Origin of the sequence: Komagataeibacter rhaeticus (genome assembly GCF_011611525.1) — a bacterium.
Classification (GTDB): domain Bacteria; phylum Pseudomonadota; class Alphaproteobacteria; order Acetobacterales; family Acetobacteraceae; genus Komagataeibacter; species Komagataeibacter rhaeticus.
This window is the reverse complement of sequence record NZ_CP050139.1, coordinates 2,968,154-2,987,951: the sequence shown is the minus strand read 5'-3', so window position 1 is coordinate 2,987,951 and position 19,798 is coordinate 2,968,154. Positions and strand designations below refer to the sequence as shown.

Genomic DNA, 19,798 nt, shown 5'->3' with positions numbered 1-19,798 from the left:
GCTTTTTTCGCAGGGCACCGGGGGCCGTCGCCCTGCCTGAAAAGGGCGGTGCCCGGGAATCCTGTATTTTTTATCAGCGATCTGTTTTCAGACAACGCCTGCTACCGGGTTGAGGAACGGTTTTCACGAAGAGCGTCCATCCAGGCCCGCCACGCGGTCCAGCCATGGACAAGACGCGCCAGTTCCCCATACCCCCCACCGGCCGGATGGGCGCCATCCCCGCGTGCGATTTCGGGACACCAGAGCGGACTGGCGCGCAGCGCGTCCGCAATGGGCAGGAATGGCACCCCATGCCGCGCACAGGCCGCGCCCAGCGCATGGGAAAGGGCCTGCGTGCGGGCATCGGTCACGGCATGGCCGGTGGGCGGCGGTCCCACCATCAGGACAGGCCAGTGCGCGGTCGCGGCATCCTGCATCATGGCGCAGGCTGCGGCCAGACTGTGTTCAGGGGCAAGCCGGGGCCGGCCGTCGGGCCGGGATGTGCAGTCATTGACCCCGAAGGACAGGACGATCCCGCCATCGTGCCGGCCACCGATGCGGGCTTGGGTCTCGGTGCGCCAGCGCCGGGCAATGTCATGGCCCGTCTGGCCACGCACGCCCAGGTTGTAGAGCGTGACATCCCGCCCTTCCTGCCGTTCCATGGCGCAGAGCCGCCCGGCCCAGCCCTGACAGGTTTCATCGCCCGTGCCCGTGACATAGCTGTCACCGATAAAGCAGATTCGCATATGGGCATGATAGACCCGGCGGGGGTGGGAAACCATGCCGGAACCATCTGGTGTTTCCGTACTTTCCTATTTTGTTCTCATGTTTTAGTGTCAGTCCCGTAACCAGCCGTAGGGAGCGGGAACGGAAAGATGCGTGCAGGGATCGTACCATGGCTGTGGGGCTGGCTGCTGCTGGGGTACATGCCTGCACTGGGGGCATCCTCCCTTTATGTGCTGGCGCCCGCGACGCCAGGCTGCACCCGGCCCGATGCCCTGCCCCGCGCCCGCCATCTGGCCATGGGTCAGGACCATGCCCTGGCAGTCCTGCACTGCCAGCGCGCGGGCGGGGAGGGGACATGGCAGCGGATGGGCCAGCATGGTGACGCGCTGCTGCTGCGTCACCTGCCCGCGCAGCGGGGGGAGGCGGCGCTTTATTTTCCTGCCAGTGCCGCAACCCCGGCAGGAAAGACGGGCCGCCCCACGGGCCTGTTGTGGCTGGTCATGGTAGCGGGCGGGGCCATGGTGCTGTGGCCGCTGCTGCGTCATGGCTGGCGGGGGTGGCGCAGGCGCCGGGCCTGGCTGGTATGCACGGGGCTGGTCCGGCAGCATGCCGAGGCCCTGCGCATCCGGCGCAGGCAACTGGTGCAGCCGAACAGTTACGGGGTGGAACAGACCGGCAGGTGGCGGCGTGAGATGATGGCATTCAGCAAGACCGTCCTGCGTCCCGCGCTGCGGGCCCGGCATATGGGCCATGCCTGGCCGCGTCTCGAGGCACGGGTGCTGGCCCGGATCGAACGGGTTGCGTGTCAGGTTCCCGCAGGGTTCCATGGCACGGACTACACCCCGGACATGGACCCCATTGCCTACGAACATCATTGCGCCGACCGCCTGCGGGCCTGCGGGTGGGATGCCCGCACAACACCCCCCGGCGGGGACCAGGGGGCGGATGTCATTGCCTGTCGTGGTGGATTGCGGCTGGTCGTGCAGTGCAAGCTGTACCGTAATGCGGTGGGAAACGACGCGGTACAGCAGGTCGCGGCCGCCCGGCTGCATTATCATGCCGACGTGGCGGCTGTCGTCTCGAATGCCGATTACACGGCTTCAGCCCGGCAGCTGGCGCGTTCCAACACCGTGTTCCTGCTGCATCATGACGAACTGGCGGCCTTTTCCAGCCGCCTTGCGCAGAAACATGGAACGGGCTGACCCCTTGTCACGTCATAACAGGGTCGTGGGGGCCGCCCGTTCCATGCCCGGCAGGTGCACAGACATTCCCTAGTCCCGTGTGTTGCCGGAAACAGGAGGGACAGGGTGATTGCGTGTGCTCAGCCGGACCGTGATCAGCAGATGGGCGATCATACGTGCAGAGTTGCTCATGAATCATACCTCCTATCTTCTCCATACATAAATCGTCCGGGGAAAGCGAAAGTTTCCTGCTGGATTCGCCGTGTTTTTTCCATGCCGTTGCGTCCATGCTCCCGCATCCCCATTTCCATGGGGCAAACATGTCGGAACGGGGGATGAAGTGAGACGACATCGTGTCATGCTTGACGGGCGGGAACTGTACGCGGGCGCGCAGTGGACCCATGTCCAGCGCTTTGCCGACGCCCTGCGGGCACGCGGCCAGGACGCCGTGGCGATCCGGGACGAGACACCCCGCCCCCCGCGTGTCCCCCGTCCGCGCATGACGGGGCTGCCGCCACGGGGCACGCCGGCCGGTCGGGTATAGGGCATGGCCTATGCCTGCCTGCTGGTTGCCATCCTGGCGGAAGTGACCGCCACGTTCTGCCTGACGCTGTCCAGTGGCTTTACCCGGCCGGTACCGTCATGCGTGACCGTGGTGGGATATGGGGTGGCGTTCTATGCGCTGTCACTGGCGCTGCGCAGTATTCCCACCGGGGTGGCCTATGCCATATGGTCGGGGGTCGGCACCGTCCTGATTACGCTCGTCTGCCGTGTGGTGCTGGGGCAGAAGCTCGACCTTGCCGCCATCGGGGGCATGGTGCTCATACTGGCCGGGGTACTGGTCATGAACCTGCTTTCCGGCACGGGACAGCATGGATAGGGGACGGCCCGGAGGCGACGCCCCCTTTGCAGTCAGACCGTAGCGCAAGGAGCCGGCCCCCATGGGGGAGCCGGCCCGTAAACTCAACGTCGCATGCCGCCGCCGCCGCCACCCGGGCCGCCGCGTCCGCCATCCGGCGGGCCGCCATGGCCGCCACCGCCGCGCGGTCCACCGCCGTCGCGGGGATGCCACCCGCCGCCGCGGCCAATATATTCGGGCGCGCCCCCGTAATAGTCGCCATAGCCGCTGTAATAGCCGCCATACCCGCCGCCATATCCACCATAGCCGCCATAATAGCCGCCGCCATAATAGCCAGGTCCATCCGCACAGGCCGCAAGCCCGCTGGCCAGCACCAGCACCGACAGTGATCGGGTCAGTCTTTTCATGGGAAAGAGGGTCCTTTTTTCCATATCCGGAATGTTTCCTGATCCTGTCAGGTCATCCTGTATAGAGAAAAAAGGCCGGGAGACGACAGCGTTCCCGCGTGTTCCCATAATCCTTCCCGCCGGCCCGGCATATCGGGCGCGCGGGTCGGCGGGAAGGGGCAGGCGTTATTTCAGGCCATCGGCCTTGGCCAGTTCCCGCACGCGGCGCAGGAGGGAGACGGCATAGTCCTCGGCTTCCATCTTGGAGGAGAAGCCACCCAGCGTCTCGTTCAGGCCACCGATGCTGACCTCAAGGCTGTACTTGCCCTGTGCGTCAGGGCCGCTGGTTGCTGCTTTGCTCATGGTTGTGTCCTGTCTGGTCATGCCATGGCGCCGGGTTGCGCCATGGGCGACACGGTGCGTGTCTGCTGGTTATGACATGGGGTGCGGCGCCGGTGTTTCCATATGGCTCGCTGCAGGGCAGCCTGCCTGCCACGGCACTTGACAGCGTGGCGGCACGCTTTTGCAAGTCCGCTGCGATTCCTGCTACATGACATGCCGTACCGTTTCCCATCCCAGCCAGTGGCCTGCCCGCACCCATGATGACACGACTGCCCGGTTTCCTTCAGATGGCCCGCCTGTTCGACCTGTTCGAGGAGGTGGTGATGCTGGTGCTGACCCTGCTGATCGTGGTCATTGCCGGTACGTCGCTGGTGCATGTTGTGGTGGCGGTGGGACGGATGCTGGTGACAAGCGGGCTGAATCCGACCAGTCCGGAAACACTGCAGGGCATTTTCGGCATGTTCTTTACCGTGCTGATCGCGCTGGAGTTCAAGCATTCCATCCTTGTCCTGCCCGATGCGCAGCCCCACAGCCTGATCCGCATGCGTTCGGTGCTGCTGATCGGCATGCTGGCCACGGTGCGCAAGTTCATCGTGATCGACCTCAAGGAAGTGGACGTGATGGAACTGCTGGCCCTTTCCGCGGCAACGCTGTCACTGGGGATTGTCTACTGGCTGGTACGCCCGCCCGTGGCGCAGGCGCCGGGTCCCGTGCCCGGACATGAACCGGAAGCCTGAGCGGCTTCCGGTCCCTGGCGTCTATTCCTGACGGGCCAGTTCCGCCTCGATCCTGCTGATGCGCCGTGCCAGCGCCGGTGCGTGTTCGGGCTGGTCCTTTACGGCAATGTCATGCTCACGGCGCAGCTGCGCCAGTTCACGCTCAAGTTCGGTGGCGGAAGGAAGATGGTGTTCCGAAGACATGTGGCAGATCCCTGTTCGCGGTTGGTACAGGGTTCATGTCGGCAGCGGCGGGGTGGCATGCAACCCGCCAATCATGCGTATGTGGTATGACGTGCCCCGATCACGGGCTTGCGATAGCGGATATGGCTGGCATGATCGGCGCGTGCCCGCCAGCGCGGGTGGGTGCCCTGTCCGGGACGGATGGAGACCTGAATGGCCGCGAGGAGGAGAATACGGCATGGATTTCAAGCTGGGCGATATTGTGGTGGTCAGGGACGGTGCCTCCGTCAGGCCGGAACTGCGTGGCATGAAGGGTACGGTCGTGGAAATCATCGAGAATGGCCAGGTCCGCGTACGCAGTGACGGTACGGGCAATGATGAATGGTTCGATGCCGCCGCCCTGCGGCATGAATAGCGGCCGGGGGTGTCAGTCCCCGTCCCACAGGCGCAGGAAGGCATAGGGATAGGCCGTGCAGGCCTGCACGATATGGCGCATGCGCGCTGACCATTCAGCCGGCGGGCCGGTGGCGTGATGGTGTTGCCTGCATTGCCTGTTTTCCCTGACTGTCCTGTTGGATTGTGAAGTCACCGACGCCATGCAAGCATGAAAGATGCGTTCCGCGACATCACTTTTGCATGAATGATGTACGTGTCGTGCAATAGATGCATTGCGGCTGCGCATGCAGTGTTTGGACGCTGCCCCGTTCAAGGTGATAGAAGGTGCGGGACCGGTCCGGCCGGTGTCCCGATGGACAGACAGCGAAGAGATTTGATGAACCGCGGCAAGATTGTAAAATGGGCAACCATCCTCTCCCTGCTGCTCATGATCGGCAGCGTCTGCGTGCTGGTGCGTGGCATGACGGCGGACGGGATCGGGCCGGTATCATGGATGGTTGCCGAAGGGCTGGCCGGTCTGGGCCTGCTGGGGCTGGGGGTCATCAACATAAGTGGCGGGCGCGACTGAACACGCCCGCCCGCGGGCAGGCGGCCCGTCGGGGCTAGTTGCCCATGCCCGGACCGCCGGAGCCGCCGGGACCATCGGTGGGGGCATCCTGCCCGGGGGAGCCGGTCATGCCGCCCACGCCGCCGCTCTGGGCCGGGTCGCTGGGCGGGCTGCTGGCCGCACATGCCGTCAGTCCCGCAAGAAGGAGCAGTACGGTAAGTTTCTTCATCTGGGTCTCATGTCCTCTGATCACGCTGGGGTGAGATATTTAAGGATGTCCAGCCCGGAATCAAAGACCGCCCCGCAGCTTTAAGGCGTGTCGGCCTGCCCTGGTTGCACACCCCTGCGGGAGCGGCGTCTGGTCGCATGCCCGCCCGGGCGGTGGGGGATGACGCGAAAGCCGGGAGGCTTCGGGCTGCCGGGAGCTGGCGCGCCAGCGTCACGCGACAACGCCCGTCCCCGCCCCATGACGCGCATCGGGCACCACGGCCGGGCAGGGGATGTGGTCCTGGCACGCGGCAGTGGCGCGCAGGATGCGACCCCCGGCGGGCTGGGCATATATGGCCCCGGTTTCCTGCGGTTATGCTTGCCGCTACAGGTCTGATCCTGCACAACAGGACATGAGAAGCCGGGTCCGGCGTGTACGCCTGTGCGTGGTACACATGAAAGGGAGAAAATGGGATACAGCAGGGTTGTGGTGGCGGTACTGGCCACGGGTATTGCCTGTGGTGGCGTCGTGGCTGGTGCGCGTCTGGCACGGGCACAGGATCTGCCCGCATCCCCCGCGCCGCACGGCGGCGTGGAACTGCAGAAACTGCCGCCATATCAGAACAAGGTGAATGAATATATCGATCTGGCGTCCATCCAGTTGCACGGCGCGCATGCGTCCGCCACGTTCATCCAGGATTTTGACGAGGACATGATCCGCCACGGCCTGCCTTTCGCCTCGGTCCGGTTTTCCGTCATGTACAACTGCGCGGCCGATACGTACCGCACCCTGTCCTATGCCACATGGTCCGGCCATATGGGCGCGGGCCACCGGATAGCCGATGGTCCGGTGCCGCGTGGCGAGATGACGGTCGACCCCTCCCTGCGTGATGGCAGGCGGATTGCCTGTGCCCGCTGGAATGGTGGCCACAAGGCGGCCGAATAGCATGTCAGCCTGTGGATAATCCGGTAAATCATGTGGATAACGAGGTGGATGACCTGAAAGTCCCCCAACCGCATGGCTTAAGAAACAGGTAAAAATGCGCGCTGGCCCCGCTGTGGACAGCCCCGCGTGGCGTCCGGGCAGGTGGCCCGTGGCGGCAGCCCCGGGACACGATGGCGGCTAGGGGGATGCGGGCGCGGGGGCCGGGGCAGGCGTCTGGGCCGTGGGCTTGGCGGGCAGGATGTCATCGCTGCCGCTGGAGCCTGATACAAGCTGCCACTGGCGCCGGTCATCCTGATAGCGTGACAGGCACATCAGCAGGGCCTGGTATTTCTCCAGCCGGCCCGGATCGCTGACCAGGGACAGGCAGGCCCCCTTCAGGTCACTGTCATACCGTGCCCACTGGCTGGTCAGGGCCGCCTGGCTTTTCTGCTCGGCGGTAATGCATTCCCCGTCGGTATCCTGCATCTCGATATGGGCGCGCCCGCAATTGGCGGCAATATCATATTGCGGCAGGACCAGCCTGCGCCCGTGCTGGGTATCATAGGGGTGATGGGCCAGTTTTTCTATGTCCACCCCCGGCGCGGGATGTGCCGCGGGCGCGGGCTCCAGCGGCGGGGGCAGGCTTTCGCCATGGGCCTTTGCGTATTGCGCCAGGTCATCCAGCGCCGCCATCGCCCCCCGGACGGAGAAGGAAACCGGATCATGCTCAAAGGGCACCAGCGCCCCGGTGGCGGCGGCCTTCAGCGCCTCCACCATGTCGGGCACCGTGTCGGGCTTCAGGTCGCCGCCCGCGGTGTCCCATTTCTGGCCATCAAGAAAGGTCTGGAGGGCGACGGTGAACTTGCCGATCATGAGCATGGCCGTCTCCACCCCCCGCGGGTTGCGGTAACGCCCGTGGCGCTGATGGATGGCAATGCCGATCGTGCCGCTGGCGGAGCGGTAGAACATGACATCCAGCGACCCCTGATGAGACATGACCATGGGCTGGCCGCCCGGTCCGCTATTGGCGAAGATCCAGTCAGGATCGGCCGCGCGGGCCGGTGACATGGCGCATAGGGTCCCGATTGCCAGGATGGCAGCAGGTAGCAGGCGCATCCCGGCTTTTTCCTTCCGTCTGTGCATGAATGTCATTGCGGGCCGCATGATAACGATACCGTCCCCCCTTGGCCAATGCCGCCGGTCGGGAGTGCGCCGGCCCGGGTGGGAAAATGAAAATCTTCTTTACTATTATTCCATCGGGCAACGTGGCACGCATCGCGCTGGAAGCATGACATGCTTTGTCGCATATTGGCCATGACCAGACATCATGAGGAAATCCATGCCCGCAGGGGGCGGCAGGGATATTTTCTTGCCACGATTGTGACATTATATGTCAATATCACACGACTGTGATTATTATGTTCCATAACTCCGATTCGTCGGTCTCTGTCGCAATGGGGATTGTCGCAAAGTGAACAGGAAACTGAACCTGCTTGTGGGCTGTCTGGCGTTTGCCGCCGTTCCGGGGGCGGCCATGGCCCAGTCCTATGATGAGAAGCCGCGCGCCGTGCCGGTGGCCATGCTGCCCGAGGACGAGAGCGCCAGCCCCAGCCCGTCGCAGATGCTGGTGGATGAACGCGCGGGGGGCTGGGTGGCCATCCATCACACGCCCGATTCCGGTGTGCATACCGACCTGTGCATCGCAGGCTCCGAAAGCGAGATCCTGATGTTCCGCGCCGATGCCGATTCGCTGCAGGTGCGCAGCGCGGATGACCACTGGACCCTGGCCAGCGGCCAGAAGGGCGACATGACCGTAAGCGTGGGGTCCTATAGCCGCGTCTTTCACATGCAGGCCAATGATGCCACCACCCTGTCGGCCGATATCGCGCCCACGGAACTGACCCCGCTGCTCGATGCCATGGCGGGCGCGCGCATGGCGGTAGTGAAATTCGGGGACCGCACCACCCTCAGCGTCAATCTGGTGGGCAGCGTTCCCGTGCTTGACCGCTTCCGTGGATGTGCGGAAACCCAGCACTTTGCCGATCTGGGGCATGGCGCGGGGCAGAAGGCGTCTCCTTTCTAGCCCTGTCGCGCCGGTTGCGCGTGCATGGCTGCCCGCACGTTGCGCCGTGGTGACAAGGCGGGCCTGTATGGCGGAAACTTCCGGCCGTGACTGTCAGCGATGGCTGATACCCAATGGAAGGAATACAGGACGTGAGGCGACGGTTTCATCTTGGCGTGCTGGCGGGACTCGCCATTATGGTTACGGGACCACTTTCCGGTGCTGCGCTGGCGCGCGCGCCGAAGCCCCCGGCCGAACCCCCTGCGTCCACGCCTGTCCTTGATGTCGCGGCGTTTCAGACGCAGGCGGCCCGGTATGTGGGCAGGCCCGTGCGGATAGAGGGGTGCTATATCACCTCGGCCAATTCCGGGGGGGCGGACTGCGCCGCGTTCCGTATTGCGGACCTGCCGGGCCAGGTGGACTGGAACGGCACCGTCCCGCTGGATGGCCCGACCATGGAGGACGCCTCGCTGCGCAGGGCCCAGCAGATCTGTGGCGACACCGGCCAGCAGCCGCAGTGCCGGGCCGAGGTCAGCGGCGTGGTCTATGATCCGTTCGGGGACATGGGGGTACAGGGCCAGCGTAATTTCGAACTGCGCAATGCCCGCATCCACTGGCTGGCCGAACCCGCGCCAAAGGGGCATCCGTCATCCGCTGCCCGTCATGTGGCGCGCTGAACCATTCCGGGTCCCGTCCCGTCTCCTGCCGGGGCGGGGACAAGCCTAGCCTGCGTGGCCAAGCAGGCGGGACAGCAGCGTGAAACCGCTCCCGCACAGCAGGCTGCCCATGACCACCATGGGCACGATCCACATCTCGCGCATGAGCGTTTTCACACGCGCCAGCGTATGGTGCGTGAACGGGCTGCGCGTGGCAGGCAGGGCCGGGGTAAGCATGCGTGTCATGGCGTGACGTCCCGGGGCGTGGCATGGCCCCAAAAAAGCGGCTGCGGTTCGTGAGCGGTGGCGCGTAATGCGGACAGGGCACGGGCCTGTCAAGCATGAAAATTGCAGGCAGCGCGAAAGCAGGTGGATAGGAAGCGGAAAACGGCTTTTCCCCGCCATTTTCCATGCATGATATGCTTTTAATGCGCGGCGGCGTTGCGGGGTATGACCGTATGCCCGATAAGGTGCGTTTGGCCATGCCTGCATGGTCTCCCTTCCGCACGGGATTCGTCCATGACTCCGCTCGCGCTGATCCTGACCGGCCTTGGCTCCATTGCCCTTCTTCTTGTCCTGATCCTGTGGGCGCGGCTGCATCCCTTCGTGGCACTGCTGGGTGTCGCGGTGGCGGTGGCGCTGCTGACCGGCATGCCGGTGGCGAAGCTGGCCGATTCGATTCAGGGCAGCATGGGCCGCACCATGGGCCATATCGCCATTATCGTGGCGCTGGGGGCCATGATCGGGCGCATGATCGACCTTTCCGGCGGGGCGGCCGTGGTGGCGGCCCGGCTGGTCAGCCGCGTCGGTGCCGCCCATGTGCCGCTGGCGCTGGTCATCGCGGCCTTCGGGGTGGGCATTCCGGTCTTCTTTGAAGTGGGCGTCATCATGCTCATGCCGCTGGTCTATGGCATGGCGCGGCAGACGGGCCGCGCGCCCGCGGTGTTCGGCATCCCCATGGCGGTGACCATGCTGACCGTGCATGCCCTGCTGCCGCCCCATCCCGGTGCCGTGGCGGTGGCGGGCGCGCTGGGCGTGGGGGCGGGGCACATGCTGCTGCTGGGCCTGCCGCTGGCCGCCGTGGCCACGGGGCTGACCTATGTGCTGACGCGCCCGATCATGGCCCGGCCCTTTGGCTGCACGCCCGATATCCGCGCTGTGGTGGAGGAGGCGCGCAACGCCACCCGTAATCATGACGCGGCGGACGGCCCGGCCCGGCTGTTCATGCAGGCCAGCCAGCAGCGGCCGGTCAGCATTGGCGAGATCGCGCTGGTGATTGCCGTGCCGGTCCTGCTGATGGTGGGGGGCACGCTGGCGGGTGAACTCATGGCGCCGGGGCGCCTGCGTTCCGTGCTGGTGTTTGTGGGTATCCCCTTCATTGCCCTGGGGCTGGATGTGGTGCTGTGCGCGTGGCTGCTGGGGCTGCGGCGCGGCATGGCGCTTGGCACCGTGTCCGATGTGGTGGCGGCCGCCCTGCCGGGCACGGCCATCATCATCCTTATTACCGGGGCGGGGGGCGCGTTTGCGCAGGTGCTGGTGGGCAGCGGGGTGGGGGATGCGCTGGGTGGCCTGCTGGCCGCGACCGGCCTGCCACTGCTGGTGCTGGCCTTCGTGCTGACCATGATCCTGCGCGTGGCGCAGGGGCCGACCACCGTGGCCCTCATGACCACGGCAGGCATCCTTGGCCCCATGATCGGGCGGCTGCATCTGGACCAGACGCATCTTGCACTGATGGCGCTGGCCATGGGGGCAGGGGGCATGGGGCTGTCCCATGTCAATGATGCCGGGTTCTGGATCGTAACCCGCATGTGCGGCGTCAGCGTGCGTGAGGGGCTGCGGAGCTGGAGCGTGATGACGCTCATTGCCTCCGTGCTGGTCTTTGCCGGTGTGGCCACGCTGTGGGCCGTGCTGCCTGCCTGAGCGGGGGATGGATAAAAGCTAAAGTTTCCGGGTGCCGCCTTTTTTCCAAAAGGCGGCGTCCTTTAAAGCTTTTTGGAAAAGGCTTCACCAAAAACGTCTTTATGCTTTCAACCTGTCAGGGGAAGAAGGTAAGGGGCGGTCCTGCTTGCCGCGTTGCGGGCAACATCATGCGGCGTGCCTGCGGCAACGATCCGGCCGCCACCTTCGCCCGCCTGCGGCCCCATGTCGATGATCCAGTCCCCCCTTGCCGCCACGCGCATGTCATGTTCGGCCACGACCACCGTATGCCCCGCATCGACCAGCGATTGCAGGTGTATCTGCAAGCGGTCCACATCCGCCGGGTGCAGGCCGGTTGTCGGTTCATCCAGAATGTAGAGCGTATGCCCCCGGCGCTGTTTCTGCAGTTCGGTCGCAAGCTTGATGCGCTGCGCCTCGCCGCCCGACAGTTCGGTGGCGGGCTGCCCGAGCTTGAGATAGCCAAGCCCGCCCTGCTGCAATGTGGCAAAGGCGGCCGCAAGTGCAGAGGTGTTGGCAAAGAAGGTGGCGGCCTCGTCCACCGTCATGGCCAGTATATCGGCAATGGATTTGCCGCGCAGGGTCACCTCCAGCACCTCGGGCCGGTAGCGCGTGCCGTGGCAGGTGGGGCAGGGGGAATACACGCTGGGCAGGAACAGCAGTTCCACCATGACCGAGCCCGCGCCCTCACAGGTGGGGCAGCGCCCCTTGGGCAGGTTGAATGAAAAGCGGCCGGCGTCATAGCCGCGTGCCTTTGCCATGTCGGTTGCGGCATAGAGCTGGCGAATGGTGTCGAACAGGCCGGTATAGGTGGCAAGATTGGAGCGCGGCGTGCGCCCGATCGGTTTCTGGTCGATCATGACCAGCCGTTTCAACGTGTCCGCACCCGCCGTGACCTGCCCGCGCGGGGTGCCTTCGGGCAGGTCATCAATGCTGTCCTCATCCGGGTCCGCCGCCAGTTTCTGCCCCAGTGCGTGCGCTACCAGCACGGGTAGCGCCTGGCTGACCAGACTGGATTTGCCCGAGCCGGACAGCCCGGTCACGGTCACGAACGTGCCCAGCGGGATTTCCACACTCAGGTCGTGCAGGTTGTTCCACGTCACCCCCGCAAGGTTCAGCCACCCCGTGGGTGCGCGGGGCGCGCCCGCGATGGGCGCATCCCCCGCGAACAGGTAGGGCGCGGTGCGGGAAAGGGGGACCGAGCGCAGCCCGTCGGGCGGGCCGCTATACAGGATTTCCCCACCCCGTGTGCCCGCATCGGGGCCGACATCGACAATCCAGTCGGCCCGGCGGATCAGGTACAGGTTGTGTTCGACAATGAAGAGCGAGTTGCCTGCCGCCTTCAGCCCCTCCAGCGCATCCAGCAGGTTGTGGGCATCGGCCGGATGCAGCCCGCTGGAGGGCTCATCCAGTACGTAAACCACGCCAAACAGGCTGGAGCGGATCTGCGTGCCCAGCCGCAGGCGCTGGTATTCCCCCGGCGACAGGGTGGTGACGGAGCGGTCGGCCTGCAGGTAGCCCAGCCCCAGCCGTTCCAGCACCGCAATGCGCGCGATCAGGTCGGCCGCCATCCGTTGCGCTGCAATGGCCGTGGCATCGCCTGCCTGCGGTGTGGCGCCCAGCGCCAGCGTGCCATCGGCCAGCGGGGCGAGCGTGCGCGCGATGGTGGCAAGCGGCTGGCGCGTCATCTGTGCGATGTTCAGTCCCGCCAGCGTAACCCGCAGGGCATCCGGGTTCAGGCGCTGGCCATGACAGGTGGGACACGGGGTCGCGGTCAGGAACCGTTCGGCCCGCCTGCGCATGGCCGCACTCTGGGACGTGGCGAACGTGTGCAGTACATAGCGCCGCGCCCCGGTAAAGGTGCCGTTATAGCCCGGCGGGATGTGCTGGCTGATCGCGCGCTGCACGGCGGCGTGGTCCAGGCCGGGATAGACGGGATAGGTCGGGGTCTCGTCCGTATACAGGATCCAGTCGCGGGTTTCCTGTGGCAGGTCGCGCCACGGGCAGTCCACGTCCACCCCTTTGGTAATCAGGATATCGCGCAGGTTCTGTCCCTGCCATGCGGTAGGCCAGGCGGCCACGGCGCGCTGGCGGATGGACAGGCTGTCATCGGGTACCAGCAGGGCCGTGGTGGTGTCCATGATGCGGCCCTGACCGTGGCATTGCGGGCAGGCCCCCATGGGTGTGTTGGCGGAAAAGGATTCCGCCTCCAGCCGCGGCATGCAGGCGGGGTAGTGCCCTGCGCGCGAATAGAGCATGCGCAGCAGGTTGGACAACGTGGTGATGCTGCCCACCGATGACCGTCCCGTACCCGTGCCGCGCTGCTGCTGGAGTGCTATGGCAGGCGGCAGCCCCTCTATGCCGCCCACATCGGGCACCGGCATCTGCCGGAAAAGTCGCCGGGCGTAGGGAGAGACGGATTCCAGGTACCGTCGCTGGGCTTCCGCGTACAGTGTGCCGAACGCAAGCGAGGATTTGCCCGAGCCGGATACCCCGGTGAACACCACCAGCCTGTCGCGCGGCACATCCACATCCACATTCTTCAGGTTGTGTTCGCGTGCGCCGCGCACCTGCACGAAATCCGCCCGGCTGTGCGGGTCGGCTGAAGGGGATGGGGCGGGGGAGTCATGCGACATGAAAATGGCCTTTGCGCGCTGTCCCGGCCGGGACCGGGTTCCGGACTGTCATTATAGCGCCGCCAGATCATTTTGCATGGCCGGGGTTTGGTATTATCGAACGTTATATAATTGACGATATGGGTATGACCGGGGCCCTGCTTGACCGTCGGCACCGCGCGGCGCATCAGGAAGGCTGGGTCATGACGACATGAAGGATCGGGCGGGTACAAGCATGAAACGAGTCATCATACTGGGCGTCTCCCTCTGTCTGTGTTCGGCGGGCATGGCGCATGCGGCCCATCAGGGAAACACGGCACCCATCGTGGCCGAGGCCGAGCGCCATGTTGCCGCCACCCAGCCGGACCCCGGGGGGGTGGTGTTCCGTAATGTGGCGGTGCACGGCATGGATGGCGCATCCGTGGTGTGTGGCGAGATGGCCGCGCATGACACGCCCGCAGGCAGCGTGCACATGAAATTCGGCTATGTGCAGGGGCAGGACGACCCGGTGGTGTTCAGCGGGCGTGACGTACCGCAGAAGATCAGTTTCAACGAGGTCAATTCCTGGCTCAATGACAGCATCAAGCTGGAAGATCTGGAAGAAATGGGCTGCGTGCCCAAGGGCACCTATCACAGCTACAATGAGCGCCTGAATCAGGTCATGTCCCAGCGCAAGCAGTTTGGCGTGAACTGAGCCGGGCAACCCGCGCCGGTATCATGTGTTCACGACATGCATGCTGTCCGCTGGGCCGGGTCCTGAACGGGTTGGCAGGGGGCGGCAGATGTGTACGCTGCATGCCATACGGATGATGGAACCCGGCAGGGGGGCATGCGCGCAGGCGTGGTGTCATGCCGGGTGATGGAAGGGAATTCATGACAGATGTAACGCAGGCCATGCTGGGTCAGGACGTGATTGCGGCCGGTTCGGGCCGTATGGGCACGCTTACGGCGGTCAACGCCGATGGCACGATCCAGATTACGGTGGATGGCCCGGCGGAAAGCACCTTCAATGTTCCCCTCTCATGGGTGCAGTCTGTCGATAACGGCAAGATCCTGCTCAGCCACACGGTGGAGGACGTGCAGTCCTACACCCCGCCGGCCTGAACGGTCTTCCGGTAACACGACAGGAATGTCCGGGTATCTGCCAGGGCGTATTGAAAAACGCCTGCCCCCGGGTTCCGTCATGTCCCGCGCTCCGGCACCCGCGGGCGCAGGTGGCAGGAAAGGTGGGGGCGTGGCATGGTGGACAGGACAGGCCCGGTACCCGCTCCGCTGATGGCGGCGGGTGATGATACGTTCCGCGTGCCCCTGCGCGCCACGCCTGCCATGCTGCGGGCCAGCATCGCGGGCCTGCGCATGCCGGTATTCGCCCCCGCGCGCCGTGCGGCCGATCTGGTGGACCTGGCCCGGTTCGACCCGGCCCTTGTGCTGGATATCCGTTATGCCACGGCCCGCAACTTTCTGGGCTTTCCCGTTTATCCCGCCGCGCGGGCCTTCCTTCAGCGCCCGGCGGCGCGTGCCCTGTCCCATGCGCGGGGGCTGGCGGCGCGGCACGGGTATGGCCTGCTGGTCTATGATGCCTACCGGCCATGGCATGTCAGTGCGCTGTTCCGCCATGCGGTGCCGGAAAGCCTGTATGATTTCGTGGGTGATCCCGCCCATGGCTCGCGCCATAACCGGGGGTGTGCGGTGGATCTGACTTTGTGGGACCTGACAACCCGGCAGGTTGTTCCCATGCCATCCGGCTTTGATGAAATGACCCCGCGCGCGCATGTGGGGTATGTGGGCGGCAGCGCGCGGGCGCGTGGGTGCCGTGACCTGCTGGCCACCATCATGCAGGCCAGCGGCTTTGAACCGCTGGCCGAGGAATGGTGGCACTTCGATTTCCGGGACTGGCGGGATTATGCCGTCATGGACCTGTCTTTCGACGAGATTGGGCGCACGCTCACGCCCTGAACGGTGCGTACCGTCGCGGTGGACTGTCCGGAAACTTTTGTCCCTTTTTATCCATGGCCTGTTTCAGGCGGCCCTTAATTGTCGTGCAATGTGCGGTCAATCGTGCGGCCTGCCTTCTCGCCCGGACCCTTTGGTGGGTCGAGGGTGTCCTGCACCTTGTCACCAAAATGATCCAGTTTTTCGCCTGCCGTCTCATGGTGGCGTTTGCAGGCGCTCAGGCCCGTGCCCGCCAGTGCCAGCGCCAGGCCCAGAAGGGCGATCGAGCGCAGGCTGCGCCATGCGGGCGTGGGGGTAAGCGGCCGGGATGCCGTTACCACGCGGTCATGATGCAGGGCGATGCGGAACTGGATATGGGCGGGATCATGGGCTTTGTCTGGCGGGGTTGTGCTGCAATGGCTCGGGGTGCCCATGGTCCGTAAATCCTGTGCTGGGAGACTGTGTGTGAAACAGCAGGGCAGGTGGGATGGTTCCCGGCACACGGGAATGTGAGCGCGCTTAACCGAACATGGCCCGGCATTCCGGGCACAGGCGCAGGAAGCGGCCATCGGCCACGAAGGCGCTGTCGCAGTTCAGGCAGGTGCGGCGGACCTGATCGGGCCGGTCCATGGGTATGGCATGGCGGATGCGGTGACGGCGAAGATGGGCCTCCAGCGTTTTGATGTTCAGGCCCAGCCTGCGGGCCGTTTCACGGGTGGAGCATCCCTGCTGGCGCAGTTGTGCGACCGAGGGGGCAAGCCGGCCCCAGTCCAGCCGTGGCGGGCGGGTGCGGTGTGGGGCGGGGGCGGCATGTGTGTGGGTGTGTGCATTTTTCATACCCAAATTGTGTTAAAAAAACGCACATACGGCAAGGAAATAATGCGCGCCTGTGCGAAAGAATCGTTGCCTTCAGAATATTTGTGTATTTTTAACGCACGAATGGAAAGGTCCCCCATGCAAGATCCCTACCTGCCCGATGGCTGCACGCAGGCCGCCATCGATGCCCGATTCGCACCCGATGAGCCACCATGGGTCGCCTGGCATGTCCGCCAGCTCCGGCAGTACCTGCTGCGTCTGGGCATGATCCGGGCCGAACTGGCGGCCGCGCGTTTTGTGGGGCCGTATGATACGGACGATATCGTGGACGCCCTTGATGGGGAGATGGAAGCGGCCCGTCAGGCGATCACGCATCCCGAGCCCATGCGGACCAGCCATTTCCATTTGAAAATGGACGGCGCACCCGGCACATATCAAGGCTACCTGCCCTGTTCGCATGGAGATGCCCCGATGACCGACCCGACCATCCTGCCCGATCTGGACCATGAACATTTCCTGCGGCGCGCCTTTGCCGTGGCCGAACGCGCGCGGCAGGGGGGCGACCACCCCTTTGGCTGCATACTGGTCGATGCCACGGGCAAGGTGGTGCTGGAACAGGGTAATGGCTATACGGCGGAAGGGGGCGACATGACCGCCCATGCCGAACGCCTGCTGGCCACGCGGGCTTCAAAACGGTTTCCACCCGCCGAACTGGCGGGCTGCACGATGTACACCTCGGCCGAACCCTGTGCGATGTGTGCGGGTGCGGTGTACTGGGCCGGGATTGGCCGCGTCGTGTATGGCCAGAGCGAACACGACCTCAAGGCAATGACCGGCAACCACCCGGAAAACCCGACCCTGGACCTGCCATGCCGCACGGTGTTTGACGCAGGCCAGCGCAGGGTGGCCGTCATCGGTCCCCTGCTGGAAGCGGAAGCCGCTGAACTGCAACGTAGCTTCTGGGCCGAAGGGAAAGCGTAACAGACTGTTTAAAAACACTATATTTACAAAATAAAAGTTTTTGGGTGTCGCCTTTTTTCAAAAAGGCGACGGTCTGGGGCTTTTGGAAGAAGCTTCACCAGAAACTTCTTTATGATCTGCAGGCTTCAGGCATACGGGCTTTCAGAACCCGTTCGTGGTCGTCTGTCCGGTTGCCATGGAATAGGAGCAGGCCCGGTCCCCGTCGGTGACCACCAGCCAGATGATGTTGCGCAGCCCGACATAGAACTGCCCCGCGTCGCGCAGCGAGGTATAGCCATGATGGCGGAACCATGCGGCAATGATGGTGGTTGGCTGGCTGCCGAATGACTTCTTGACCGTATCAAGCAGCCTGTCGCACTGCGCGTGGGTGAAGCTGTCATGGTTCTGGTACCAGATACCGACCAGGATGCTGTTGCGCCTGGGGTCGAAATCGGCCACCGGCATCATGTCGCTGTCATAGGTGTCGGGCAGGCTGTCAATTTCATGCTGCATGGCGCGTTCGGCACGGATCAGGCCCAGGTCCATCATGGTCAGCTTGTCGGCAAACAGGGTGCTTATGACCTGTGATGGTGGTGTCTGTGCGGCAGCGGGACGAGGGCAGGCGCATGCAAGGGCGCAGAGCAGGAACAGGTAACGCAAGATATTCCCCCATGGCGGAGTGGTTCGGGCCATTGTGATCATGGATGCGCCCGGTCTGCGGCCTGTATGAGCGTGCAGGCCCGGTGTGTCATGACAGGAATTAAATAAAAATAACTTTTCAGGCCATGTGCCTTGCCTTGAATGTTATGCGCATAAAGCCTATCTGCCATGAACATAACAACTGTCTTGGTGGTGAACGGGAGCGCGCGATATGACGCGGAGGAAACTTGCCCTGCGTGGGTGGATGCAGGTGCTGCGGGGTCAGATCGTGCGTGAGATCGGGTACGCCATAAGCCATGCCCGGCTGCAACGCCGGGGCATGCTGATTGAAAAGCTGGGGCATGGCCTGCTCTATCGTGCCCACCGGCTGGGAGCGCCCGCGCCGGGTACGGGCCAGACCGCCCCCGAAGGCACGGCGGCCCCAGGCTGGCATGGATAGGCAGACCCGCAGCCCTGTAGGCAAACTGCTTTAAAATAACGCATTGGTAAAAAATAATAAAAGTTTTCGGGTGCTGCCTTTTTTTAAAAAGGCGGCATTTTCCAAGACTTTTCGGCAAATGCCTTACCAGAAACCCTTTTACGACCTGCAGCCGTTTCCGGGGCCGGGTGTCCGGTACAGCCTTTAAGAAAAATCCACGCGACTCTCAACGAGTCGGGAAAAACATGCACCTTATCCCCGGTTCCTGCTGTTTCTATCCACAGGGTTGCCCGGATATTCGTCCCCTGAATCTGTGGATAAGGCCTGCGGGCGGCGTGTCAGCGATGGCCCGCGATATGCTGCATGTCATCGCCCACATGGCGCAGCGCATCGCGCACGGACATGTGGCGGCGGTTGCCCGCTTCCGACACCACGGTCACGGTTGCGGTCATGCCCGCGGCCAGCACCAGCCCCTGCGGCACGCTGTCAATGTGCACGCGCACCGGAATGCGCTGTGCCAGCCGCACCCAGGTATAGACCGGGTCCACCGCCGGCAGGCCCTGAATGGAAGATGCGGCGTTGTTGCTGGCAATGCCGCGGGTAATGCTTTCCACATGGCCGAACAGCGGCTCATGAAAACCCATGAGGTCCAGCCGCACGGGTTCGCCAACAGCGATGGAATGGATTTTCGTTTCCTCAAAATAGCCGTCCACCCAGTAGGAATCCGCATCGATGACCTGGATGTTCACCTGCCCCGCATTGGCATAGTCCCCCGCGCGCATGGTCAGGTTGGTGACGTAGCCGTTGATCGAACTGCGGACTTCGGTGCGTTCCAGGTTGATGCGTGCCTGCTTCAGGTCGGCCAGCGCCCCGGCATACTGGGCTTCCGCCTGCTGGGCTACGGCCTCGAACTGCTGCTTTTCCTCGCCCGATACCGCAACGCCCGAAATCTTCTGCCGCCGTTCGTACTGTGATGTCCTGAACTCCAGATCCGCGCGGCGTTCGTTTACCGCCGCCGTGGCGATATCCACCTTCACGCGGAAATCGAACGGATCGATCACGTACAGCACATCCCCCTTGTGGACGAACTGGTTGTCCTGCACGCGCACGTCGTTGATCTGGCCGGAAATGCGCGGGGCGATATTGGCAACCTGCGCCCGGACCTGTCCGTTACGGGTCCAGGGGGAGGCCGTGTAGTAATCCCACAGCACGATGGCCACGATGGCGGCCACCAGCAGGATGGTCAGGGTAATGGCCAGGCGCACAAGGCGGTTTGCATATGCGAACACGTCAGCAT

Annotated in this window: 29 protein-coding genes; 16 read left to right on the top strand and 13 right to left on the bottom strand. The window is 64.3% G+C overall.

The features are described from left to right. Nucleotides 1-101: 101 nt before the first annotated feature. A complete protein-coding gene (locus GWK63_RS13675) occupies nucleotides 102-761 on the bottom strand; it encodes a GDSL-type esterase/lipase family protein (protein WP_223846549.1) in 660 nt (219 codons plus the stop codon). 93 nt (nucleotides 762-854) lie between these two features. On the opposite strand from GWK63_RS13675, the gene GWK63_RS13670 reads away from it, so the two are divergent. The 3 genes from GWK63_RS13670 (at nucleotide 855) to GWK63_RS13660 (ending at nucleotide 2,766) form a co-directional block, all read left to right on the top strand. Next, a complete protein-coding gene (locus tag GWK63_RS13670) occupies nucleotides 855-1,907 on the top strand; it encodes a restriction endonuclease (protein WP_112210132.1) in 1,053 nt (350 codons plus the stop codon). Between the two features lie 319 nt (nucleotides 1,908-2,226). Next, entirely contained in the window at nucleotides 2,227-2,430 is a 204-nt protein-coding gene (locus GWK63_RS13665) for a hypothetical protein (protein WP_223846548.1), read from the top strand. A gap of 3 nt (nucleotides 2,431-2,433) precedes the next feature. Further along, entirely contained in the window at nucleotides 2,434-2,766 is a 333-nt protein-coding gene (locus GWK63_RS13660) for a DMT family transporter (RefSeq protein ID WP_007397532.1), read from the top strand. 83 nt (nucleotides 2,767-2,849) lie between these two features. On the opposite strand, the gene GWK63_RS13655 is transcribed toward GWK63_RS13660, so the two are convergent. Together GWK63_RS13655 and GWK63_RS13650 are read right to left on the bottom strand one after the other, a co-directional pair. Then, nucleotides 2,850-3,152, bottom strand: a complete 303-nt coding sequence (locus GWK63_RS13655; protein WP_034931753.1) for a hypothetical protein — start codon at nucleotides 3,150-3,152, stop codon at nucleotides 2,850-2,852. A 165-nt stretch (nucleotides 3,153-3,317) separates the two neighbouring features. Further along, on the bottom strand, nucleotides 3,318-3,494 hold the full coding sequence (locus tag GWK63_RS13650; RefSeq protein ID WP_007397533.1) for a hypothetical protein: 177 nt from the start codon (nucleotides 3,492-3,494) through the stop codon (nucleotides 3,318-3,320). Nucleotides 3,495-3,730: 236 nt separating this feature from the next. On the opposite strand from GWK63_RS13650, the gene GWK63_RS13645 reads away from it, so the two are divergent. Then, nucleotides 3,731-4,210: a phosphate-starvation-inducible PsiE family protein gene (locus GWK63_RS13645; protein WP_007397535.1), complete on the top strand. Its 480-nt coding sequence runs from the start codon at nucleotides 3,731-3,733 to the stop codon at nucleotides 4,208-4,210. 21 nt (nucleotides 4,211-4,231) lie between these two features. Here GWK63_RS13645 and GWK63_RS13640 read toward each other — a convergent pair whose 3' ends face one another. Then, on the bottom strand, nucleotides 4,232-4,393 hold the full coding sequence (locus tag GWK63_RS13640; protein WP_007397536.1) for a hypothetical protein: 162 nt from the start codon (nucleotides 4,391-4,393) through the stop codon (nucleotides 4,232-4,234). A 217-nt stretch (nucleotides 4,394-4,610) separates the two neighbouring features. On the opposite strand from GWK63_RS13640, the gene GWK63_RS13635 reads away from it, so the two are divergent. Further along, nucleotides 4,611-4,787, top strand: a complete 177-nt coding sequence (locus tag GWK63_RS13635; RefSeq protein ID WP_007397537.1) for a hypothetical protein — start codon at nucleotides 4,611-4,613, stop codon at nucleotides 4,785-4,787. Between the two features lie 12 nt (nucleotides 4,788-4,799). On the opposite strand, the gene GWK63_RS13630 is transcribed toward GWK63_RS13635, so the two are convergent. Continuing rightward, nucleotides 4,800-4,961: a hypothetical protein gene (locus tag GWK63_RS13630; RefSeq protein ID WP_166498075.1), complete on the bottom strand. Its 162-nt coding sequence runs from the start codon at nucleotides 4,959-4,961 to the stop codon at nucleotides 4,800-4,802. Nucleotides 4,962-5,144: 183 nt separating this feature from the next. On the opposite strand from GWK63_RS13630, the gene GWK63_RS13625 reads away from it, so the two are divergent. Continuing rightward, nucleotides 5,145-5,336: a hypothetical protein gene (locus GWK63_RS13625; protein WP_034931712.1), complete on the top strand. Its 192-nt coding sequence runs from the start codon at nucleotides 5,145-5,147 to the stop codon at nucleotides 5,334-5,336. Nucleotides 5,337-5,370: 34 nt separating this feature from the next. On the opposite strand, the gene GWK63_RS13620 is transcribed toward GWK63_RS13625, so the two are convergent. Next, on the bottom strand, nucleotides 5,371-5,544 hold the full coding sequence (locus tag GWK63_RS13620) for a hypothetical protein (RefSeq protein WP_007397540.1): 174 nt from the start codon (nucleotides 5,542-5,544) through the stop codon (nucleotides 5,371-5,373). Between the two features lie 159 nt (nucleotides 5,545-5,703). Between GWK63_RS13620 and GWK63_RS13615 the strand changes: the two genes are divergently transcribed. Both GWK63_RS13615 and GWK63_RS13610 read left to right on the top strand, forming a co-directional pair. After that, on the top strand, nucleotides 5,704-5,919 hold the full coding sequence (locus GWK63_RS13615) for a hypothetical protein (RefSeq protein WP_039998624.1): 216 nt from the start codon (nucleotides 5,704-5,706) through the stop codon (nucleotides 5,917-5,919). Between the two features lie 72 nt (nucleotides 5,920-5,991). Continuing rightward, nucleotides 5,992-6,468, top strand: a complete 477-nt coding sequence (locus GWK63_RS13610; protein WP_007397541.1) for a surface-adhesin E family protein — start codon at nucleotides 5,992-5,994, stop codon at nucleotides 6,466-6,468. Nucleotides 6,469-6,645: 177 nt separating this feature from the next. Here GWK63_RS13610 and GWK63_RS13605 read toward each other — a convergent pair whose 3' ends face one another. Beyond that, nucleotides 6,646-7,563, bottom strand: a complete 918-nt coding sequence (locus tag GWK63_RS13605) for a hypothetical protein (protein WP_099963284.1) — start codon at nucleotides 7,561-7,563, stop codon at nucleotides 6,646-6,648. A gap of 355 nt (nucleotides 7,564-7,918) precedes the next feature. On the opposite strand from GWK63_RS13605, the gene GWK63_RS13600 reads away from it, so the two are divergent. Continuing rightward, nucleotides 7,919-8,530 carry a hypothetical protein gene (locus GWK63_RS13600; RefSeq protein WP_007397545.1) on the top strand — a complete coding sequence of 204 codons (612 nt, stop codon included), beginning with the start codon at nucleotides 7,919-7,921 and terminating at the stop codon, nucleotides 8,528-8,530. 131 nt (nucleotides 8,531-8,661) lie between these two features. After that, the gene (locus GWK63_RS13595; protein WP_007397547.1) at nucleotides 8,662-9,186 is read left to right on the top strand and encodes a hypothetical protein; all 525 of its coding nucleotides are present in this window, start codon (nucleotides 8,662-8,664) and stop codon (nucleotides 9,184-9,186) included. Between the two features lie 45 nt (nucleotides 9,187-9,231). On the opposite strand, the gene GWK63_RS13590 is transcribed toward GWK63_RS13595, so the two are convergent. Continuing rightward, entirely contained in the window at nucleotides 9,232-9,411 is a 180-nt protein-coding gene (locus GWK63_RS13590; RefSeq protein WP_034931719.1) for a hypothetical protein, read from the bottom strand. A 273-nt stretch (nucleotides 9,412-9,684) separates the two neighbouring features. Here GWK63_RS13590 and GWK63_RS13585 point away from each other — a divergent pair, with 273 nt between their 5' ends. Further along, nucleotides 9,685-11,085, top strand: coding sequence for a GntP family transporter (locus tag GWK63_RS13585; protein WP_007397549.1), 1,401 nt, complete (start codon nucleotides 9,685-9,687; stop codon nucleotides 11,083-11,085). Nucleotides 11,086-11,192: 107 nt separating this feature from the next. Here GWK63_RS13585 and GWK63_RS13580 read toward each other — a convergent pair whose 3' ends face one another. Further along, a complete protein-coding gene (locus GWK63_RS13580) occupies nucleotides 11,193-13,736 on the bottom strand; it encodes an excinuclease ABC subunit UvrA (protein ID WP_007397550.1) in 2,544 nt (847 codons plus the stop codon). 214 nt (nucleotides 13,737-13,950) lie between these two features. On the opposite strand from GWK63_RS13580, the gene GWK63_RS13575 reads away from it, so the two are divergent. The 3 genes from GWK63_RS13575 to GWK63_RS13565 all read left to right on the top strand — a co-directional run bounded on the left by GWK63_RS13575 (nucleotide 13,951) and on the right by GWK63_RS13565 (nucleotide 15,671). Beyond that, nucleotides 13,951-14,409 (top strand): hypothetical protein, encoded by a 459-nt coding sequence (locus GWK63_RS13575; RefSeq protein WP_223846547.1) that lies wholly within the window; start codon nucleotides 13,951-13,953, stop codon nucleotides 14,407-14,409. A 179-nt stretch (nucleotides 14,410-14,588) separates the two neighbouring features. Then, nucleotides 14,589-14,819: a DUF2171 domain-containing protein gene (locus tag GWK63_RS13570; RefSeq protein WP_007397553.1), complete on the top strand. Its 231-nt coding sequence runs from the start codon at nucleotides 14,589-14,591 to the stop codon at nucleotides 14,817-14,819. Nucleotides 14,820-14,954: 135 nt separating this feature from the next. Next, a complete protein-coding gene (locus GWK63_RS13565; RefSeq protein ID WP_007397554.1) occupies nucleotides 14,955-15,671 on the top strand; it encodes a M15 family metallopeptidase in 717 nt (238 codons plus the stop codon). Nucleotides 15,672-15,745: 74 nt separating this feature from the next. On the opposite strand, the gene GWK63_RS17290 is transcribed toward GWK63_RS13565, so the two are convergent. Beyond that, the gene (locus tag GWK63_RS17290) at nucleotides 15,746-16,081 is read right to left on the bottom strand and encodes a hypothetical protein (RefSeq protein WP_007397555.1); all 336 of its coding nucleotides are present in this window, start codon (nucleotides 16,079-16,081) and stop codon (nucleotides 15,746-15,748) included. Between the two features lie 85 nt (nucleotides 16,082-16,166). Then, entirely contained in the window at nucleotides 16,167-16,484 is a 318-nt protein-coding gene (locus GWK63_RS13555; RefSeq protein WP_007397556.1) for a helix-turn-helix domain-containing protein, read from the bottom strand. Between the two features lie 450 nt (nucleotides 16,485-16,934). Between GWK63_RS13555 and GWK63_RS13545 the strand changes: the two genes are divergently transcribed. After that, the gene (locus tag GWK63_RS13545) at nucleotides 16,935-17,444 is read left to right on the top strand and encodes a nucleoside deaminase (RefSeq protein WP_085948975.1); all 510 of its coding nucleotides are present in this window, start codon (nucleotides 16,935-16,937) and stop codon (nucleotides 17,442-17,444) included. 141 nt (nucleotides 17,445-17,585) lie between these two features. On the opposite strand, the gene GWK63_RS13540 is transcribed toward GWK63_RS13545, so the two are convergent. Then, nucleotides 17,586-18,083 (bottom strand): hypothetical protein, encoded by a 498-nt coding sequence (locus GWK63_RS13540; RefSeq protein ID WP_007397559.1) that lies wholly within the window; start codon nucleotides 18,081-18,083, stop codon nucleotides 17,586-17,588. A gap of 211 nt (nucleotides 18,084-18,294) precedes the next feature. On the opposite strand from GWK63_RS13540, the gene GWK63_RS13535 reads away from it, so the two are divergent. Next, entirely contained in the window at nucleotides 18,295-18,522 is a 228-nt protein-coding gene (locus GWK63_RS13535; protein ID WP_034931731.1) for a hypothetical protein, read from the top strand. A 317-nt stretch (nucleotides 18,523-18,839) separates the two neighbouring features. Here the strand turns inward: GWK63_RS13535 and GWK63_RS13530 are convergent, their stop codons facing one another. Beyond that, entirely contained in the window at nucleotides 18,840-19,790 is a 951-nt protein-coding gene (locus GWK63_RS13530; RefSeq protein ID WP_007397563.1) for an efflux RND transporter periplasmic adaptor subunit, read from the bottom strand. Nucleotides 19,791-19,798 lie beyond the last annotated feature (8 nt).